The sequence below is a fragment of the Methylotenera oryzisoli genome, from assembly GCF_004661485.1.
GTDB lineage: Bacteria > Pseudomonadota > Gammaproteobacteria > Burkholderiales > Methylophilaceae > Methylotenera > Methylotenera oryzisoli.
Map to the genome: position 1 here is coordinate 80,199 of NZ_PQVH01000011.1, position 17,427 is coordinate 97,625.

Below are 17,427 nucleotides of genomic sequence, written 5' to 3' on the forward strand. Positions count from 1 at the left end.
TACCGTCTTTACAGTTATTTACCGTCAACCATGCTCTTGCCGTGCTGAATGTAGTATTCAAACTCAGGCCTGAAATGCTTAATAAAACTTAACACTGGGGTTGCCGCCGCCTCACCAAGCGCACATATCGTACGACCTGCGATATTGTTACTTACATCCGTGAGCAAATCCAAATCTTCCATTTTGCCCTGACCTTTAACGATACGGTCAATCACACGATACACCCAGCCAGTACCCTCACGACAAGGCGTACATTGACCACAGCTTTCCTCATAGAAGAAATAAGCCAAACGATGCAAGGCTTTTACCATGCAAGTTGTATCATCCATCACAATCATTGAGCCAGCACCCAAGCTAGATCTGGCTTTACTTAAACCATCGTAATCCATGGTGGCACCCATAATTGCGGATGCAGGCATCACCGCAGTCGATGGTCCACCAGGAATCACTGCCTTCAATTGACGGCCTTTCCAGATGCCACCTGCCAAAGCTAAAAGCTCGGTGAACGGCATGCCCATGTTAACTTCGTAGTTGCCTGGTTTTTCAACATGACCAGAGATAGAGAACAACTTGGTACCACCAGAATTTGGAACGCCTAAATCAGCAAATGCCTGACCGCCGTTTTGCATAATCCAAGGGATGCTAGTGTAGCTTTCTGTATTATTGACATTAGTCGGCTTACCAAACACACCATAACTTGCTGGAAATGGTGGTTTAAAACGTGGCTGACCCTTTTTGCCTTCGATTGATTCGATCAATGCAGTTTCTTCACCACAAATATAGGCGCCATAACCATGCACTGCGTACAAATCAAAACTGAAGTTTGTTCCAAATAGATTTTCACCTAGATAGCCGGCGGCTTTTGCTTCATGCAAGGCAGCCTCAAAGATTTCATAATCTTGCCAGATTTCACCATGGATATAGTTATAGCCTACACGCGCACCCAACGTATATGCAGCGATTGCCATACCTTCAATTAATTGATGCGGGTTGTAACGAATGATATCTCTGTCTTTAAAAGTGCCAGGCTCGCCTTCGTCAGTGTTACAAACCAGATACTTCACACCGTCAAAATAACGCGGCATGAAACTCCACTTAAGACCGGTAGGAAAACCTGCACCACCACGACCGCGTAAGCCAGAGGTTTTCACCTCAGTAATAATATCGGTAGGCTTAACTTTTTCGGTGACCACACGCTTCAGTGCGGCGTACCCACCCAACTTCAGGTAGGTTTCCAATGACGCTGGATTTTCCTCAGTTAGCGTGCGTAGCGTAACCAAAGTTTGTCCAGCCAAATCTGTTTTCACAACTGGCTTGCTAGAAGCGACCATTATTTAAGCCCCTCTATAATTGCATCCACTTTGTCTGTGGTTAAAAATTCATGCATTTCTGTATTATTGACGTGCATCAACGGCGCACCACCGCAACAACCCATGCACTCACCTTCTTTTAAGCAAAACTTACCGTCTGATGTAACTTCATTAAAGCCTACGCCAAGCTTGTTCTGCAAATGGCTAACGATTTCATCAGAGCCGCGTAGCATGCATGAAATATTAGTACAGATCGTTACTTTATATTTACCGACTGGCGACAAGTCATACATATTGTAAAAAGTTGCCACTTCCATCGCTGCAATTTCAGGCATCCCTAAATATTGCGCCACCTCTGTAATACTCTCTTTTGACAACCAGCCACGTTCAGTTTGTACGATACGTAAGGCACTCATCACCGCAGCCTGCCGTTGATCAGCAGGATATTTGGTCAACTCATAATCTATTTTTGTGGTTGCTTCTGGGCTTAACATACTAATTAATTCCTACTCCAAGCAGCGCAACAGCGCACATGGCAATGACGAAAATGCTAACAACAACGAAGAAATATTGCAGACTGCGTTCATCGGTCGATTTCTCCGAAAACGATATCTTGGGTACCGATAATTGCAACCAAGTCGGCAATCATATGGCCTTTGGTCATTTCATCCAGTGCTGCCAAATGTGGGAATCCTGGTGCACGGATCTTCAAACGGTATGGCTTATTCGCGCCATCTGACACCATGTAAATACCGAACTCACCCTTAGGATGCTCAACCGCAGCATACGCCTCACCAGCAGGCACATGAAAGCCTTCAGTGAAAAGTTTAAAGTGGTGAATCAGGTCTTCCATGTTGGTCTTCATACCTTCACGGTTTGGTGGCGCAACCTTATTATCTGAAGTAATCACAGGGCCTGGATTTTTACGTAACCAATCTACACATTGCTTGATGATGCGGTTAGATTGCCTGAACTCTTCCATACGCACTAAGTAACGATCGTAACAGTCACCATTAACACCTACAGGAATATCAAAATCCAAATCCGCATAAACTTCATAAGGCTGTTTCTTGCGTAAATCCCACTCGATACCCGAGCCACGCAACATTGGTCCAGTCATACCAAGTGCTAAAGCACGCTCTGGGGTCACCACACCAATACCCACTGTACGCTGCTTCCAGATACGGTTATCAGTCAGCAATGTTTCATACTCGTCGATATAAGTAGGAAAACGATTAGTAAAGTCTTCAATAAAATCTAAAAGTGAACCTTGGCGGTTCTCGTTTTGCGCTTTAACTGTTTTGGCATTGCGCATAGATGACACTTGATATTGCGGCATCGAGTTCGGCAAATCACGATAAACACCACCTGGACGATAGTAAGCAGCATGCATACGCGCACCAGATACTGCTTCATACACATCAAACAAATCTTCACGCTCGCGGAATGCATACAGGAATACTGTCATCGCACCTACGTCTAAGGCATGCGCACCTAGCCACAACAAGTGATTCAGCACGCGGGTAATTTCATCAAACATCACACGAATATATTGTGCGCGTACCGGGACTTCGAGCCCCAACATCTTTTCAATTGCCATTACATAGGCATGCTCATTAGACATCATGGACACGTAGTCCAACCTGTCCATATAAGGCACACTTTGTAAGTAAGTACGATTTTCAGCTAACTTCTCAGTGCCGCGGTGCAATAGACCAATATGTGGGTCAGCACGCTGAATCACCTCGCCATCCAATTCCAACACCAAGCGCAGCACACCGTGCGCTGCTGGGTGCTGTGGACCAAAGTTCATGGTGTAATTTCTAATCTCAGCCACGATGCGCTCCTTCACTACGAATCACGCGTGGTACGTTATTACGTAACTCAATAGAAACTGGCTGATAAATTACACGCTGCTGTTCGGGGTCATAACGCATTTCAACGTTACCTATCATAGGGAAATCTTTACGGAATGGATGACCAACAAAACCATAGTCAGTTAACAAACGACGCAAGTCTGGATGGTTTTCAAACATAATGCCGTACAGGTCAAACGCTTCACGCTCAAACCAATTGGCAACAGACCAAACACCAACTAAAGTTGGCAATATTGGGAAATCTTCATCTTTAGCAAATACGCGCAAACGCAGGCGCTGATTCAAGGAGACAGAGAGGAAATGACAGACCACTGCATAGCGCAAGCCATCATAACTGCCTTCACCGTACTCTTGATAATCCACACCGCACAAGTCAATTAACTGCTCAAACTTTAAAGCAGCAGCATCACGTAGCAACTGACAAACAGCGAGATAATCTTCGGCACGGCACTCAATAGTAACTTCACCCAGAGCCACAGTTTGCTTGGTAATTTTCTCACCAAGCACCGCCTGCAAACTGGCTAATAGCTGATCTAATTTAGCTGACATAATTTTGTTCTTAATTTAACAGACCGATTAACTTAACGGGCGATGGTGTTTGTACGTTTAATTTTATTTTGCAACTGGATAATGCCGTACAACAACGCCTCCGCAGTAGGCGGACAACCTGGCACGTAGACATCAACTGGAACAATACGATCACACCCGCGCACAACAGCATAAGAGTAATGATAATAACCGCCACCATTAGCACACGAGCCCATGGAGATAACCCAGCGCGGCTCAGCCATCTGGTCGTACACTTTACGCAATGCGGGCGCCATTTTATTGACCAAAGTCCCAGCCACAATCATCACATCTGACTGCCGTGGACTAGGGCGAAATACGATACCAAAACGATCAAGATCGTAACGTGAAGCACCTGCATGCATCATTTCAACCGCACAACAGGCCAAACCAAAAGTCATCGGCCACAAAGAACCAGTACGGGTATAGTTAATCACCGTATCCAGCGTAGTGGTGACAAACCCTTTTTCTAAAACACCTTCAAGACTCATGATTCAATCAATCCCATTCCAATGCGCCCTTCATCCACTCGTAGATGAAGCCAATCACAAGTACGCCTAAAAAAACCATCATAGCAAGGAAACCGAACAAGCCTATTTCCTGCAACACAACAGCCCACGGAAATAGAAATGCAATTTCCAAATCGAACAAAATAAACAGGATAGCAACAAGATAGTAGCGCACGTCAAATTTCATACGCGCGTCTTCGAAGGCTTCAAAGCCACATTCATACGGGGAGTTTTTTGCAGAGTCAGGTCTGCTTGGGGAGACTAATTTAGATAGGATTAGCGGGCCAACACCAACTGCCAAACCCACAAGAATGAACAACAATATTGGAAAATAATTTTCTAGCACTAACAAACCCCAGACTAAATCACTAAAGAATTTGCAACAATTAAAAGCACAGCACTATTACCGCCAGAACCAACCAACTTCGAGACTAGATATTCACTGCTTTCAACCAAAAAATCAAAACTTCCAAATGGTGCCGACGGAGAGACTCGAACTCTCACGACTTTCGTCACTACCCCCTCAAGATAGCGTGTCTACCAATTCCACCACGACGGCATATGCTTAAATTACATGATTATTTTGGCACAGCCTCAGTACTGGTTGCTTCTGTTGTAGTAGTTACTGCAGGTTTAGCAGCATCAACCGCTTGAGTTGACATTGCTTTAACCACGCTACCGCTACTAGCTTTATGACTCGACAAATAAGCCAAAGTTAAACTGGTAATAAAAAATACAAACACGAAACCCGCTGTTGCGCGACTCATAAAATTAGACGAGCCAGACACACCGAACAAACTACCTGATGCGCCGCTACCAAAAGATGCGCCCATATCAGCGCCTTTACCATGCTGCAACAACACCAAGCCAATGACACCAGTAGCCGCCAGCACATGAATTACCAATACTATATTTTCCATTTTTAACCTTATACACCACCGCAACACTTGGGATAAAACCCAGCCAAATCAACATGTTGGCTGATATAAAACCTAAGATGCCGCCCGGCAAATTCCTTCAAATTCTTCTGCGCTTAATGAACACCTGCCAATTAAGCCACCATCAATATCCTGCATATTAAATAATTGTACCGCATTTTGCGGATTTACGCTCCCCCCATAAAGGATTTTCAAGCTGGCTGCCGCCTCTTGGTGATGGCTTGCAATCCTATGCCGAATAAACTCGTGCATACTCTGCGCTTGATCTGGTGTAGCTGCCAAACCGGTGCCGATCGCCCAAATGGGTTCGTAAGAAATAATCGTATTGGCAAACACTTGCGCACCATATAGGTTAATAATGGTATCAATCTGTTTTGCAACCACCATCTCCATCACACCGGCCTCACGCTCGATTAATGTTTCACCGACGCAGAGTATCGGCACCAAACCGTGCGCTTTAGCTTGCATAAACTTGGCTGCAATATTTTCATCAGACTCGCAATAAGCCGTTGCCCGCTCTGAATGCCCAATAATCACATGAGTTGCGCCAAAGTCCTTCAACATACTTGCACTTACTTCACCAGTAAACGCTCCGACCACATCTTTACTTAGATTTTGAGCACCCCATGCGATGGAGGTGTTTTGCAAAAGACTTTGCACTTGTGCAAGATATGGATATGGGACACAGACAACCACTTCAACATTTTTAAGTGTATCTAATCGATCAATATAAGTTTGCAGAAGCTGCTGATTCGTGGCTAAGTTGCCATGCATTTTCCAATTGGCAACGACTATTTTTCTAGGCATGCTACCCCTAATTTTTCTTGAGTTTTTAAACTAAAAGTATATGGTTTATGTACTTTAAGCAGGCGATATTGCTAGTGAAATTAGCACCGCTATTTTAATTAGCAATGGCCGTGCAACATTGTAACTTAATTTTAGATGATGGGATTTAAGCACGAATAATAGTATGATTAATCATGATTAAAAAACTTGCAGTTATAACGCTACTGATCATTTCACCCTGCTTTCATGCATTTGCCGATACTTCATCTGATGGATTTTGGAGTGATGTTAAAAACACGTTATGCGAAACATGGAACAGCAGCGAGTACGAATTGTACGTACCAGTCAGCACGTGGCACAACCGCCAGTTCTATGATAAGGAAAAAATAGATGGCTACAATGAGCAGCCATGGGGCCTAGGAATTGGTAAATATAGGTACGATGCCGATGGTGATTGGCATGGCATATATGCAATGGTATTTGCAGACTCACATAACGAGACGGAGCCTGTAGCGGGATACGCCTTTCAAAAAATGTGGCATGCCAATAATGACTTTCGCTTAGGCGCTGGCTACACGGTAGGGGTAACTTTACGTCAAGACTATCATTACCTACCAATACCTGTGATTGCGCCTCTTGCATCTATTGAATACAAGCAATTCGCGGTGCAATCTACCTATATTGTAGGCGGCCAAGGGAATGGCAACATTTTATTTACTTGGCTCAAATGGCAATTGAAGTAGCAAGTAGCGCACGTACTTTGCACGCCCAAATATCAACTTAGACAATTATCTAGTACAAAACCCTATCGCTACCGGCTTAAATACACTGCATGATTAGCATAGGCTTAGTTGATTAATTTCGCTCCGCACCGCAGTGATGAGCTCTGATGCAGTTAAACCGAGAGGCCCTACCCCCTGCGCAACCAGATAATCTGCTGCCGCACCATGCACATAAACACCAAGTTTAGCTGCGCGAACTGACTCCAAGCCTTGTGCGATTAAACTTGCGATAACGCCAGTTAACACATCACCGGTACCACCTGTAGCCAGCGCAGAATTACCGGTGCTATTAATACAATAACTGCCATCTTGCTCGGCAATCACAGTGCCCGCACCTTTAAGCACACAAGTCACTTGTAGTGAATGTGCCAATTTAATGGCAGCTTCAACTCGCTGCTTTTGAATATCTACCGAGCCGATAGCCATTAATCTTGCAGCCTCGCCCACGTGCGGAGTGATAACGGTTTGGGCATGCCGACTTTTCAATAGCTCTGTTAAATGATGATGTTGAGCGATTAAATTCAGCGCATCTGCATCCAGCACCAAAGGGCGTGCTTGAGCGAGCCAAAAAGTCAGTACGGCAATAGCTCTATCTGATTGACCCAAACCCGGGCCAATTGCGACAGCATCTAGCTGTGACAATGCTGCAATCGTATCTGGCTTACGCATCATAACCTCTGGATGTAGCAAATCTACTACAGGCGCTGTGTCACAAAGCATTGCGGCATAAACCCTGCCTGCTCCAGACAGCAATGCAGCCCTTGCCGCTAGCAATACGGCACCGACCATGCCACTATCACCGCCAATAATCGCAACGCTGCCTGAATTACCTTTATGCGCATCTACTGCACGGACTGGTAGCCAAGGCTGGAGCATTTGTTTGGTGATTAAGTGCTGGTCTGTTTGCATACTGTGATTAAACGTTCACATGCCGGATATTTAATTGTACTTTTTGCGTGCCGTTGTAGCTATTAGTTTGCAATTGATAGGCTGCTTGAATTTGGCTATCTAAAAATTCTGTTTGATTAAAATAAATCGCATCAATCACTGCTGCCGATTGGCTGGACAATGCCCTCAAGCCAAGTTTTAAATGCTTCTCGGCCAAGATGCGCTGATTGACCACCTCAAACTCATCGTAGAACAAGGGTGGAGGAAAACCTTGCCCCCACACTTGATTTTCTAGCGTTTGTGCAATGGCGTAGGTCATATCGTTCGCGCTTAAGCTACCGTCAACTTCCAGCACTGCCTCTAAATCCGCCTCGGTGAGTAGGCTTCTGACTACCGTTTCGAAACTCAATTTAAATAGATTGAAATCCTCAGCTTTTATAGTCAAACCGGCCGCCATGGCATGGCCACCAAACTTCAATATCAGATCAGGCTGATGCTTACTCAGCAAATCTAAAGCATCACGTAGATGTAGGCCTGCAATTGAACGCCCAGAGCCCTTGAGCAAACCGGAGCCGCCGTCAGCAAATGCAATTACTGGGCGATGGTGACGTTCTTTAATGCGGGATGCTAAAATCCCAATCACGCCTTGGTGCCAATCAGGCTCGTAGATACTGATCGAATATTGATCTGCAATCGCGATATCATCAAGCGAGATATTGGCACTCTCTTGCATGTCGGCTTCTATACTGCGCCTTTGTTTATTTAGATCATGCAATTGCTGGGCGAGCATGACTGCATCTTTTTCAGTGTCTGCTAACAGGCACTGGATACCTAAGGTCATATCATCTAGTCGACCCGCTGCATTTAATCGCGGCCCCACATAAAAACCCAGATCTTGCGCCATGGCCTTTGCTGGTTCACGCCCTGCAATTTTAAGCAAAGCGGCAACCCCATGGCTACATGCCCCAGCACGGATTCTGCGTAAGCCCTGCTCTACCAAAATGCGGTTATTTTCATCCAGCTTTACTAAATCCGCGACCGTACCCAAAGCGACTAAGTCTAGCAGTTCGGTTAAGTTTGGCTCAACACTGGACTGATAAGCACCCTGCTCACGCAACTCTGCCCGCAAGCCCAGTAAACAATAGAACATGACGCCTACACCCGCAAGATTTTTACTGGGGAAAGTACAACCATGCTGATTAGGATTAACGATACAGGCCGCCTCTGGCGTTTGCGAGCCAGGCAAATGGTGGTCGGTAATCAATACCTGTATGCCCATTGCATTGGCAACTGCTACGCCATCCACACTGGCAATACCATTATCTACCGTCACAATCACGTCTGGTGCTTGTGTTGCGGCAAGTTTGACGATTTCAGGAGTGAGGCCATAACCATACTCAAAACGATTGGGCACCAAAAAATCTACGTTAGCGCCAAATAAACGCAAGCCTTTTACCGCAACAGCAGTAGCGGTGGCACCATCTGCGTCATAATCTCCAACCACTAACAATTTCTTATTGGTCTTGATTGCCTCAGCCAGCAACTTTGCCATGGACTGATTATGCGTGAGCTGCTGCGGCGGCAGCAATGCGCTTAATTGAATACTGGTTTGCGCAATATCAGACACCCCGCGTGCAGATAACAAGCGAGACATCAGCGGCGAGATGCCTGATGATTGAAGGCTCTGCACTATTGCAGCAGGCGCATTACGTTGTGTAATCGACGTCATAGCAAATACGCACTCATAGGTTTAGTTGTCCGCCAGAATTTATAGAGATCAAGCGGCTTAATTGTAGCCACCAAGGTTTTTTCATAACAAGCTAGATTAAGCACCAATTGTGTGATGCTGCCGTTTTTTAACCCGTTTAATAATGGCTGTAAGCTATTTTCTGCCGACAGTAAGCCCTGCGCTAATTGCACGCGCACGTGCGCGTGGCCTGCCACCTGAGACATAAGGGTTTGCAATGATGCGGATATGCCGTGATACATCAATCCAGAGCGCTTAGCCAAACCTTGATACAAGGTGCTGTTTCCAGCTAAGCAATCAATATCGCTATCAGGTTTTACACTTGCTGGCGCTGACATCACGCCGCCGCCAGATAGCCAAATGCTATTCACCGCAACCTCACCCGCACCTTCACGCTCAGTATTAGCAACATGTGCATGTAATAGCATTTGCACCTCATTTAAGTACGCCACCCATTGACCTGATGCACCGCCCTGCGGCATAAAGTGGGCAATATTTTTACCCATCGCCATTGCTGGCAGTGCAGTTTTAATTTGTGGTGGCTGCGCTAAAGATACATACCATGCACCAGACTCCCCCAAACAAAACTTTAAACCATCTTGTGCAAAGTGCGCATTAAAACTGGCAATCATCGCTTGTGCATGCGCTCGTGATACCGCTAATGGACAAGGCTCATTTAAGCTAAAGCTGTCACGCTGCAGCACCAAATGCACAGGATCAGCACGCAGCCAGTAGTCCGTGCCGACATCCAGCCCGTCCTCCGCCGCAGCAATAGCAGCAATAGGATAGTCTGGCATAGGCACCAAGCGGCTTTGCGAGCACACCAATGCCTCTAGCGGCAAGGCCTCTTCGCGGATACTGGCTTTAGAGAGCAAATACGCCAGCACGCTACTTGCTGGTATAGCAAAGAGTTGCCCAGTCGATACACAGTCTACAGTAAGCTTCACTAAGTTATTTTCAATTGATAGTTAAGCACTAATTTTACTTGCAACTAGCCCGATATGGGGTAGATGACGTAAAAAAACCTAGTAGCATTTATTGCTACTAGGCTGAATCACAACCCAATCACGCGGGGCATACTATGCACTATCTAACGCTTAGTAGTAACGACGGTTATCTCCATCATAGCGGCCATCACGTTCCTGATCTTTCCAATCCTGCTTTTTATGGCCACGATGACCTCGCCATTGATCATCACGACGGTAACCTGGCTCAATATAGCTGACTTGTGATGTTGTATAACGGTTTGGTGCCACCATCACATTAACATCTACATAACGTCCAGGATGCTCAGCAGTCACCGTGTTGTATGTTCTGCCGTTGTACTCATAAGTAACAAAATAACCGGTATTCACAGTTTGCCAACGGTCCACCTGATAACATACATCTACAGGGACGTTACGCGTTACCACTTCATTGGGGCGGCTATTTGCAATACGATCACCCGCAATCGCACCAACACCTGCACCCACTGCGGCAGCAGCAATACGGCCGCTACCTCTACCTACGGTATTACCCAACAAACCACCGGCAATACCACCAATAATGGCACCTGTCATAGAGCGATTACCTTGAGAGTAGCTCTGTTGCTGATACTCGGTACGGCACTCTTGCTGTGGAGTATTGATACGCTCGGTTTGTGGTGTGACTGAAATCACACGGGCAGTATCGACATATTGATCACTGGCCAACGCTGGCGTTGCAAACACTGCTGCGATTAATGCAGGCACAGCCATCGCCAAGCGCGTGCTACTCACAACGTTCAACTTAAATTTACGCATTTTACTTCTCCTCTATTTCTAGAATTTATTAAGCCACTGAATCAGGCCAATTAGTCGTGACCATGCTCAGTTAACGCGATTGATTTAAATTGGCTTACCTGCAATTGTTAATAATTTGTAACTAATGATTTTACTTAGCGCAAACCATAAGCACCTAAAATGACTTACTCATCACTTTCTACATCCATATCAGGAATGTGATTAAACGCAATACGCATTGGCGCATCCTTTAGCGCCTCATGTGCACCACCAAAGTAAATCGTGTTTTTGCCAAACTTTGAATTAAGGCTATCAATTGCCTGATTTAACTTCTTTTCACTTTCTAGTGGGGCTACCTGAAACAAATCACGAGCGACTTCGTCTGCGGTGACCAGCCCTGAAAAAGACACCCCTACCGCATAAGGTTCGGCATTAGTTTGTGGATATTGCTGCATAAAGGTTTCTAATGCTTCAATCAGCCGTAACGTATTATCTGTGGGCGAAAGCGCACTTTCTTTTTGCCAGCTGGGCATATTTCTAAACTTCACCTTAACACTGATTCTTGAAGCAAGTAGATCGTAGCTACGCATACGCATACAAGCCTTTTGTAGCAGCCTATGCAACACCGCCCTGACGCCTACTTCATTGCGCTGTTCAGGCGGCATCACATGTGAATGCCCTAAACTACTGCGTGCATTTTTCACGTAATAAGGCTCTATCCCGCGCAACTTATCATACATGCGCTCGCCTTCTACACTACCCCATGCCACTTGCAACTGTTGCCGATTAGCCGAATACAACTGCTCCACTGTCGTAATCTTATATCGATTTAACCGTGCCTCCATCTGCTTACCAATTCCGTTTAAGTCACGTAACCTTAAACCATATAAACGCTGCGGTAACTCATGCGGTGCTATCAACACGCAGCCATCAGGCTTTTGCATGTTAGACGCCACTTTCGCCAAAAAAGTATTGGGAGCAATGCCGATAGAGCAACGGATAAGGTCTCCAGCCTTTTCCGCAAGTGCTGATTTAATCTTTGCCGCTAATTTCAGCGCATTTTCTGGCTGCTGCTGGCTACCAGTCAGCTTACAAACCATTTCATCAATCGAAAGCACTTTTTCTACATGCGTACAGCTTTCTACAATATCAATTAAAAAGTGGTGATACTGCACATAAACTGGCGGCCTCGCCTCTACAAAAATGATATCCGGGCATAGCTTTCGTGCTTCACTGACTAAAGTGCCCGTTTTAATACCAAACGCTTTTGCTTCATAACTGGCGGCAATACAGCAGGTAGTTTCTGCCATCACCGCTAGCACGCCGATCGGCTTGCCTCTCAACTCAGGCATCAATTGTTGCTCAACTGAAGCAAAGTAAGAATTAAAATCTACGTATAAAGCATTTAACTGCATGAATAATGGCGATGAGAAATATTTAGAAAAAATGAATGTTTAGCTTGATGTTGTGACTAACAATACAGCAGATAATTAGCGCTAAGCATAAAATATAGCTTAAACACCCAAAGCATTATTATAAGGATTACATCATGAGTCAGGAACAAATTGCAGTATTTGCCGGCGGTTGCTTTTGGTGCACAGAACCCGTATTCAGCCAGCTTAACGGCGTTAAAAAAGTGGTATCAGGCTACATTGGCGGCCACACTACCAACCCAACCTACAAGCAGATTTGTAATGGTGATACTGGCCACGCAGAGGCGATACAGATTACTTATGATGAAGACTTAATTAGCTTTGAAATACTGCTTGAAATATTTTTTGTATCGCACGACCCCACCACACCTAACCGCCAAGGCAACGATATTGGTACGCAATATCGCTCAGCAGTATTTTGCCAAAATGAAGCACAGCGCACGGTAACTGTGAATATGATAAAAGCGTTAGATCAACAACATATCTGGGCTAACCCAATTGTGACTGAGGTCAATGCTGCTGAAGTGTTTTACCCGGCAGAAGATTACCACCAGTACTATTTTGACAAGAACCCAAACCAGCCTTACTGCATGGCAGTAGCCGCACCTAAAGCAGCAAAGATTCGGGCTAAGTATGCGCAGTTAATTAAGGATTAAGCATGTGAGGCTTAGTGTTAATCGATTACAGTAATTGGCAGACTTGAACACTAGTTTATATTAGATATTTTTGCACCAGTTATTAAAGAATAATCAATGAAGCCTTGCTTCATTGATTCACTGTCACTGTCATTGCTTCGCTATTATTATGTCTAGCAGAGAGGGCGACTACCGTAATCTTTACTTATACAAGTATTGCAATTAACTTTGTATTAGATTGATTAATAAAAGTCCTATGATTATGTTAATAATCACAATCAAAACAAATGAAACAGCGTTACTCACCATACTATTTCTTAATATTTTTCCCGTATCATTAAGATATTTATTTGAAAAAGCCAATGGTGATAATACGAATACCGTTGATAAAAACATTTCTTCATTTTTATGCGAAATCATCTTTAAAAAATCACCGTATCCCTGCGATAGAAATCGCATGGCGAGCGCAATATTGCATATTAAAAAACTCACATCTAGTGCCAAAATTATCCTAAACAAAACTGAGTTTGATACGTTCTCCATGGCAAAAAATACTGCAATTGACACAAGGCATAAAACACACAAAAACCCACACCTCAATAACCGCTTACTAACAAAACTCATTCCCAATCCTTAATTGCCACTACACTTTAAACTCATACCAAGGTAGTAGCGTGTTTCGTTAATCACGCAAACTACTTTTTTGCATGCCATTCAATCGTTGCAACAGGCCCCTGTCAACTCAACAACACAGCCAAATTGCGAACAGAATGTATTAAACATACATGCTACTCAATTCTGAATACCTTCACTGTAAATTGTTGTTAACTGAATAGTTAACAACAATGCAGTCAACAACAATTGACATAGGTACAGTACAAATCATTTGTAGACTAAGCGTTTGATTAATTGCAAAACAAGACTATTAAGATAGTGTCTAGTAAACTAGTGGCGATTCACAATTTAATTCCACACTGACCCCAATTATTCTTCTTACGGCACAAGCATTTCGATGGGTGTATTCTGTGATTCATCTACAGTGAAAAAATCTGGTTCAGCACTGCCAGCTGGTGCAGATATTTTGATTGATGTTAAGGCTTGCGCAATAAATGCAGAAGATTGTTTCACCCACTCTGGGCGCTCTTTATCTTTAGGGTAACGGCTTGCCGTGTAGGGTGCTCTTACTATTAATCGTATATAACTGTTTTCTGATACGCCGGTGTAATAGGTGTCTACAGTTTCCTCCGGCAAATCTACAATAGCCGCTTTTTCGTAATGCTCTCGTGCCCATTGTCGTCCATTGATGACTACCACATCTCTTGGGGTTTCTTTTCTACCTAGGCGGTTACCTTTAGCGTCGAATTGTTGAATAGTTCCTTTCGTCTTTTCCACCAGACTTTCTAAAGTTCGATAGTCCGCCCACAATGACTCTTTATCTGAGGTGCGGTCTATCTTTGACTCCCATTCAGGTGCTAGATAAAGACCAGTACCAATCGAAGTTGCACCATATGTGCTCACAAATGGCCATGTACCCGTCTGGTCTTTACGCCAAAAGCCTATCAAGCCCAACATCCGATTAGGTAAATTTTTGTCCAATACTTTAATTGCTTCGGAGATTTGCTCCCGATAATTTTGCGTGTCAATATCATTCCGATTGTAGGTCGCTGCAGTCCTGCCTTCTGGAATCGTCATACTGAAGGTGCGATCGTCTATCCGAATAGTATAGCTGCCCGGGGGCACGGGGTAGTCTTGATCAAGGCGTTGTTGTGGATTTCTAAAATTTTTATATGTTTCCAAGTCTGCGGCAAACAGCAACTTAGGCATGAGTAATGACACAACAAGCATTGCGAATGTGATTGAGTACCAATCAATAAGGCCGGGCTCCGTTGATTTCCTTTGCTTGAATGCCATCATAATAGTGTTCTGTCCCCTATTTTTATTATTAATCACTCACTCGTTTTTTAAAATTACCTTTCTTAACAAGCGAATAGTTTTGAGCAATATGAGAAATACCCAGATTCCACATAACGTACTCGACCACATCATGGTCCATTTATGACGGCTTGGCCGCTCTGCGTAACCATTTATATAAAGCATAATCTCAGGAAGAAAGTAAAAGATGGTATAGCATAATGAAACTATGGCTAGCGCAAAAATCACACTACCCCAACTTTCTTCAACCAATTTCTCAGAAATCCACTTATCGAACTTACATACGTATATTTTTTTCTCATTTAGGGCTTTTCGTTGTATTAATTTGGTCATAAATGATAGGGGTCATACCTGAAGCACTCCCTCCTATTCCATTACCCCACAACTGCGGGGCAAGATTATCATAATTTTGAAATAGAACAGATACATTGGGATTAATAGGTTTTGTTAAACCACTGGTTGCGGAACTTCCTATACCATAACCAATCGCTCCGCCTAGGCCACCTTTAATGCTTTCACGAATAATTAGGGTCAGTGTAAAATTAAACTTCCCTCATCCACCTGATATGAACTGCCCCTACCCCATCACCTAACATAAACAAACCGGCTACTATTTTCTATGTTGATCTTAAGGTAGTTTACCTTAGCTCAATATCAATCAACGTACCGTCATCCGGTTTGGTTGTAACACCCGCACGTGCTCCAGTTACGTTATTGACAGCCTTGAACTTGAACACTTTAATAAAAGCCCCTACTACTAAACCAACCTCTAACTGACCCAGAAATTGACCTGGGCATACACGAGCCCCTAAACCAAATCCAAAATGCGTTAAATTTTTTCGCGATATGCCTTCACTTGCTAGCACATCCCAACGCGCTGGAACAAAAGAATCAGCTGGATATCCTGAAATATGTTTACCCAAAAAGAATTCGTTACGGTTTGCATTCCAAATGTCTAAACGAATTGTGGTGCCTTTAGGAATCATTATTTTTCTTGTGTCGTCTAGTTTAAGCCAAGTATCGGCTGTGGCTTTTCTAGGAAAAAAATACAACGATGGCGTTAAACGCAAAGTTTCATTTAAACAATGATTAAGCAACTTTGCTTCTGTTAAACTTTCAGGATCGTAGACATTAATGTCTTTTATTTCGCTATACACTAGCTCTTGTAACTCAGGTTGTCGAGACAAGTGAGATAGCGTCCAAGTCGCAAACGACGTCGTCGCTTCTAACGCCCCAGCTAAAAATACTCTGATGTTACTGCGCAATGCCTCTTCATCTTCAATATCACCAATGAAGTTTTTCCAATGTCCAGCCTTCTCACCTCTGCCCGCAAGTGCAATATCAGTTAAGTCCTCAAGGGCTTCTCGCCATTGCTGCACGGCAACATGTTTACCTGTAACAAATTGATGAATAGCTGAAAGGTTGGGTGCTACTGTATTAGTAATCATATAATCAATTAATGATAGCAACGCGGGCACATAGCGTTCACGCAGTTCTTTATACTCAACCGAACCTCCAAAGAAATTATTGACTAACATTTCTAACATGATGGGCTGAATTTCCTGCTCAATTTCCACTCGCGTAAACTTTTGCTTACTAATCTCTTGCGCATCACGTAAAACGATTAGTCGCTCCTCTATCGTTTTACGAAAGGTTTTCTCAAACTCATGGAACTCTTCAGGTTGAAACAAAGTGCCTTTACCGAAAGGTCTTGCCGACATCTGTTTTTGTTTTCGCCATACTTTACCGTTTGCATATAATAAAGAATTAACGCCTGTTGCTTGAGCGATCCCCTTCATTGGCGCAGTATCACGATCAAATTGCCCAGGCTTGTCGCCAGTTGCAAGTAGGATAGCTTTAATCACGGCAGGGTCACGCGTAATGAAAACCGGAGGCATACCCATCACATACAAATATCTGTTATCTCGCTCAAATAAATCTGCTGATTTAGCATTTGTATAAAAAGCGTCAAAGATAGACAAAGGCGTTTTGTAGTTTAAAAGATGAGGAAAAGGAAGACATGGACGTCCACGTTCAAACACATATACACGCGACGGCAACATATCTCCTTTAAATGGGTTAATCCCTAGAAGTTGTTGCCATATATTTTTTAAAAAACTCATGATCTACCCTGATAAAGAATCAAATACAAAATGTAAAAATAAGTGTGGGACGTTGCTCTAATTAATGAAGAAAGTAAGGAGCAATCAGGATTAATTTCCTTATTTGGCTTACACAGCCTTTATGGGCTTTTTCTCTTACC

18 protein-coding genes and 1 tRNA gene are annotated in these 17,427 nt (G+C 43.9%); 2 read left to right on the plus strand and 17 right to left on the minus strand.

Going from position 1 to position 17,427, the window contains the following annotated elements:
• Window positions 1-14: 14 nt before the first annotated feature.
• The 9 genes from nuoF to tpiA form a co-directional block, all read right to left on the minus strand.
• Window positions 15-1,331, minus strand: coding sequence for an NADH-quinone oxidoreductase subunit NuoF (gene nuoF / locus C3Y98_RS09125; RefSeq protein ID WP_135278289.1), 1,317 nt, complete (start codon window positions 1,329-1,331; stop codon window positions 15-17).
• A complete protein-coding gene (gene nuoE / locus C3Y98_RS09130) occupies window positions 1,331-1,804 on the minus strand; it encodes an NADH-quinone oxidoreductase subunit NuoE (protein ID WP_135278290.1) in 474 nt (157 codons plus the stop codon). The genes nuoF and nuoE overlap by 1 nt, the downstream gene beginning before the upstream one ends.
• 89 nt (window positions 1,805-1,893) lie before the next feature.
• Entirely contained in the window at window positions 1,894-3,147 is a 1,254-nt protein-coding gene (locus tag C3Y98_RS09135) for an NADH-quinone oxidoreductase subunit D (protein WP_135278291.1), read from the minus strand.
• Window positions 3,140-3,736 (minus strand): NADH-quinone oxidoreductase subunit C, encoded by a 597-nt coding sequence (locus tag C3Y98_RS09140; RefSeq protein WP_135278292.1) that lies wholly within the window; start codon window positions 3,734-3,736, stop codon window positions 3,140-3,142. Before C3Y98_RS09140 ends, C3Y98_RS09135 begins: the two co-directional genes overlap by 8 nt.
• A 32-nt stretch (window positions 3,737-3,768) precedes the next feature.
• Window positions 3,769-4,245 (minus strand): NuoB/complex I 20 kDa subunit family protein, encoded by a 477-nt coding sequence (locus C3Y98_RS09145; RefSeq protein ID WP_015832544.1) that lies wholly within the window; start codon window positions 4,243-4,245, stop codon window positions 3,769-3,771.
• Between the two features lie 7 nt (window positions 4,246-4,252).
• Complete coding sequence (locus C3Y98_RS09150; protein ID WP_029144011.1) at window positions 4,253-4,609, minus strand: NADH-quinone oxidoreductase subunit A; 357 nt, start codon at window positions 4,607-4,609, stop codon at window positions 4,253-4,255.
• A gap of 128 nt (window positions 4,610-4,737) precedes the next feature.
• Window positions 4,738-4,822 (minus strand) — tRNA-Leu (locus C3Y98_RS09155).
• A gap of 19 nt (window positions 4,823-4,841) precedes the next feature.
• The gene (secG, locus tag C3Y98_RS09160; protein ID WP_135278293.1) at window positions 4,842-5,183 is read right to left on the minus strand and encodes a preprotein translocase subunit SecG; all 342 of its coding nucleotides are present in this window, start codon (window positions 5,181-5,183) and stop codon (window positions 4,842-4,844) included.
• A 72-nt stretch (window positions 5,184-5,255) separates the two neighbouring features.
• Complete coding sequence (gene tpiA, locus C3Y98_RS09165; RefSeq protein ID WP_135278294.1) at window positions 5,256-6,008, minus strand: triose-phosphate isomerase; 753 nt, start codon at window positions 6,006-6,008, stop codon at window positions 5,256-5,258.
• A gap of 173 nt (window positions 6,009-6,181) precedes the next feature.
• On the opposite strand from tpiA, the gene pagP reads away from it, so the two are divergent.
• Window positions 6,182-6,730, plus strand: coding sequence for a lipid IV(A) palmitoyltransferase PagP (pagP, locus tag C3Y98_RS09170; RefSeq protein ID WP_135278295.1), 549 nt, complete (start codon window positions 6,182-6,184; stop codon window positions 6,728-6,730).
• Between the two features lie 93 nt (window positions 6,731-6,823).
• On the opposite strand, the gene C3Y98_RS09175 is transcribed toward pagP, so the two are convergent.
• The 5 genes from C3Y98_RS09175 to C3Y98_RS09195 form a co-directional block, all read right to left on the minus strand.
• The gene (locus C3Y98_RS09175) at window positions 6,824-7,678 is read right to left on the minus strand and encodes an NAD(P)H-hydrate dehydratase (RefSeq protein ID WP_135278296.1); all 855 of its coding nucleotides are present in this window, start codon (window positions 7,676-7,678) and stop codon (window positions 6,824-6,826) included.
• Window positions 7,679-7,685: 7 nt separating this feature from the next.
• Window positions 7,686-9,386 carry a single-stranded-DNA-specific exonuclease RecJ gene (gene recJ, locus C3Y98_RS09180; RefSeq protein WP_135278297.1) on the minus strand — a complete coding sequence of 567 codons (1,701 nt, stop codon included), beginning with the start codon at window positions 9,384-9,386 and terminating at the stop codon, window positions 7,686-7,688.
• On the minus strand, window positions 9,383-10,351 hold the full coding sequence (locus C3Y98_RS09185) for a hypothetical protein (protein ID WP_245234352.1): 969 nt from the start codon (window positions 10,349-10,351) through the stop codon (window positions 9,383-9,385). The genes recJ and C3Y98_RS09185 overlap by 4 nt, the downstream gene beginning before the upstream one ends.
• Before the next feature lie 150 nt (window positions 10,352-10,501).
• Window positions 10,502-11,185, minus strand: coding sequence for a glycine zipper 2TM domain-containing protein (locus tag C3Y98_RS09190; RefSeq protein ID WP_135278298.1), 684 nt, complete (start codon window positions 11,183-11,185; stop codon window positions 10,502-10,504).
• A gap of 164 nt (window positions 11,186-11,349) precedes the next feature.
• Window positions 11,350-12,579 carry a Y-family DNA polymerase gene (locus C3Y98_RS09195; protein WP_135278299.1) on the minus strand — a complete coding sequence of 410 codons (1,230 nt, stop codon included), beginning with the start codon at window positions 12,577-12,579 and terminating at the stop codon, window positions 11,350-11,352.
• A gap of 134 nt (window positions 12,580-12,713) precedes the next feature.
• Here C3Y98_RS09195 and msrA point away from each other — a divergent pair, with 134 nt between their 5' ends.
• Window positions 12,714-13,253, plus strand: coding sequence for a peptide-methionine (S)-S-oxide reductase MsrA (gene msrA / locus C3Y98_RS09200; RefSeq protein WP_135278300.1), 540 nt, complete (start codon window positions 12,714-12,716; stop codon window positions 13,251-13,253).
• A gap of 201 nt (window positions 13,254-13,454) precedes the next feature.
• On the opposite strand, the gene C3Y98_RS09205 is transcribed toward msrA, so the two are convergent.
• The 3 genes from C3Y98_RS09205 to C3Y98_RS09215 all read right to left on the minus strand — a co-directional run bounded on the left by C3Y98_RS09205 (window position 13,455) and on the right by C3Y98_RS09215 (window position 17,287).
• On the minus strand, window positions 13,455-13,856 hold the full coding sequence (locus C3Y98_RS09205; protein WP_135278301.1) for a hypothetical protein: 402 nt from the start codon (window positions 13,854-13,856) through the stop codon (window positions 13,455-13,457).
• Between the two features lie 369 nt (window positions 13,857-14,225).
• Window positions 14,226-15,068, minus strand: coding sequence for a hypothetical protein (locus tag C3Y98_RS09210; protein WP_135278302.1), 843 nt, complete (start codon window positions 15,066-15,068; stop codon window positions 14,226-14,228).
• Window positions 15,069-15,802: 734 nt separating this feature from the next.
• Window positions 15,803-17,287 (minus strand): cytochrome P450, encoded by a 1,485-nt coding sequence (locus C3Y98_RS09215; protein WP_135278303.1) that lies wholly within the window; start codon window positions 17,285-17,287, stop codon window positions 15,803-15,805.
• Window positions 17,288-17,427: the final 140 nt, after the last annotated feature.

Bases quoted from the DNA above. Each gene is read 5' to 3' on its own strand.
- nuoF (WP_135278289.1), bottom strand. From the start codon at position 1,331: ATGGTCGCTTCTAGCAAGCCAGTTGTGAAAACAGATTTGGCTGGACAA.
- nuoE (WP_135278290.1), bottom strand. From the start codon at position 1,804: ATGTTAAGCCCAGAAGCAACCACAAAAATAGATTATGAGTTGACCAAA.
- C3Y98_RS09140 (WP_135278292.1), bottom strand. From the start codon at position 3,736: ATGTCAGCTAAATTAGATCAGCTATTAGCCAGTTTGCAGGCGGTGCTT.
- C3Y98_RS09145 (WP_015832544.1), bottom strand. From the start codon at position 4,245: ATGAGTCTTGAAGGTGTTTTAGAAAAAGGGTTTGTCACCACTACGCTG.
- secG (WP_135278293.1), bottom strand. From the start codon at position 5,183: ATGGAAAATATAGTATTGGTAATTCATGTGCTGGCGGCTACTGGTGTC.
- tpiA (WP_135278294.1), bottom strand. From the start codon at position 6,008: ATGCCTAGAAAAATAGTCGTTGCCAATTGGAAAATGCATGGCAACTTA.
- pagP (WP_135278295.1), top strand. From the start codon at position 6,182: ATGATTAAAAAACTTGCAGTTATAACGCTACTGATCATTTCACCCTGC.
- C3Y98_RS09175 (WP_135278296.1), bottom strand. From the start codon at position 7,678: ATGCAAACAGACCAGCACTTAATCACCAAACAAATGCTCCAGCCTTGG.
- recJ (WP_135278297.1), bottom strand. From the start codon at position 9,386: ATGACGTCGATTACACAACGTAATGCGCCTGCTGCAATAGTGCAGAGC.
- C3Y98_RS09190 (WP_135278298.1), bottom strand. From the start codon at position 11,185: ATGCGTAAATTTAAGTTGAACGTTGTGAGTAGCACGCGCTTGGCGATG.
- C3Y98_RS09195 (WP_135278299.1), bottom strand. From the start codon at position 12,579: ATGCAGTTAAATGCTTTATACGTAGATTTTAATTCTTACTTTGCTTCA.
- msrA (WP_135278300.1), top strand. From the start codon at position 12,714: ATGAGTCAGGAACAAATTGCAGTATTTGCCGGCGGTTGCTTTTGGTGC.
- C3Y98_RS09205 (WP_135278301.1), bottom strand. From the start codon at position 13,856: ATGAGTTTTGTTAGTAAGCGGTTATTGAGGTGTGGGTTTTTGTGTGTT.
- C3Y98_RS09215 (WP_135278303.1), bottom strand. From the start codon at position 17,287: ATGAGTTTTTTAAAAAATATATGGCAACAACTTCTAGGGATTAACCCA.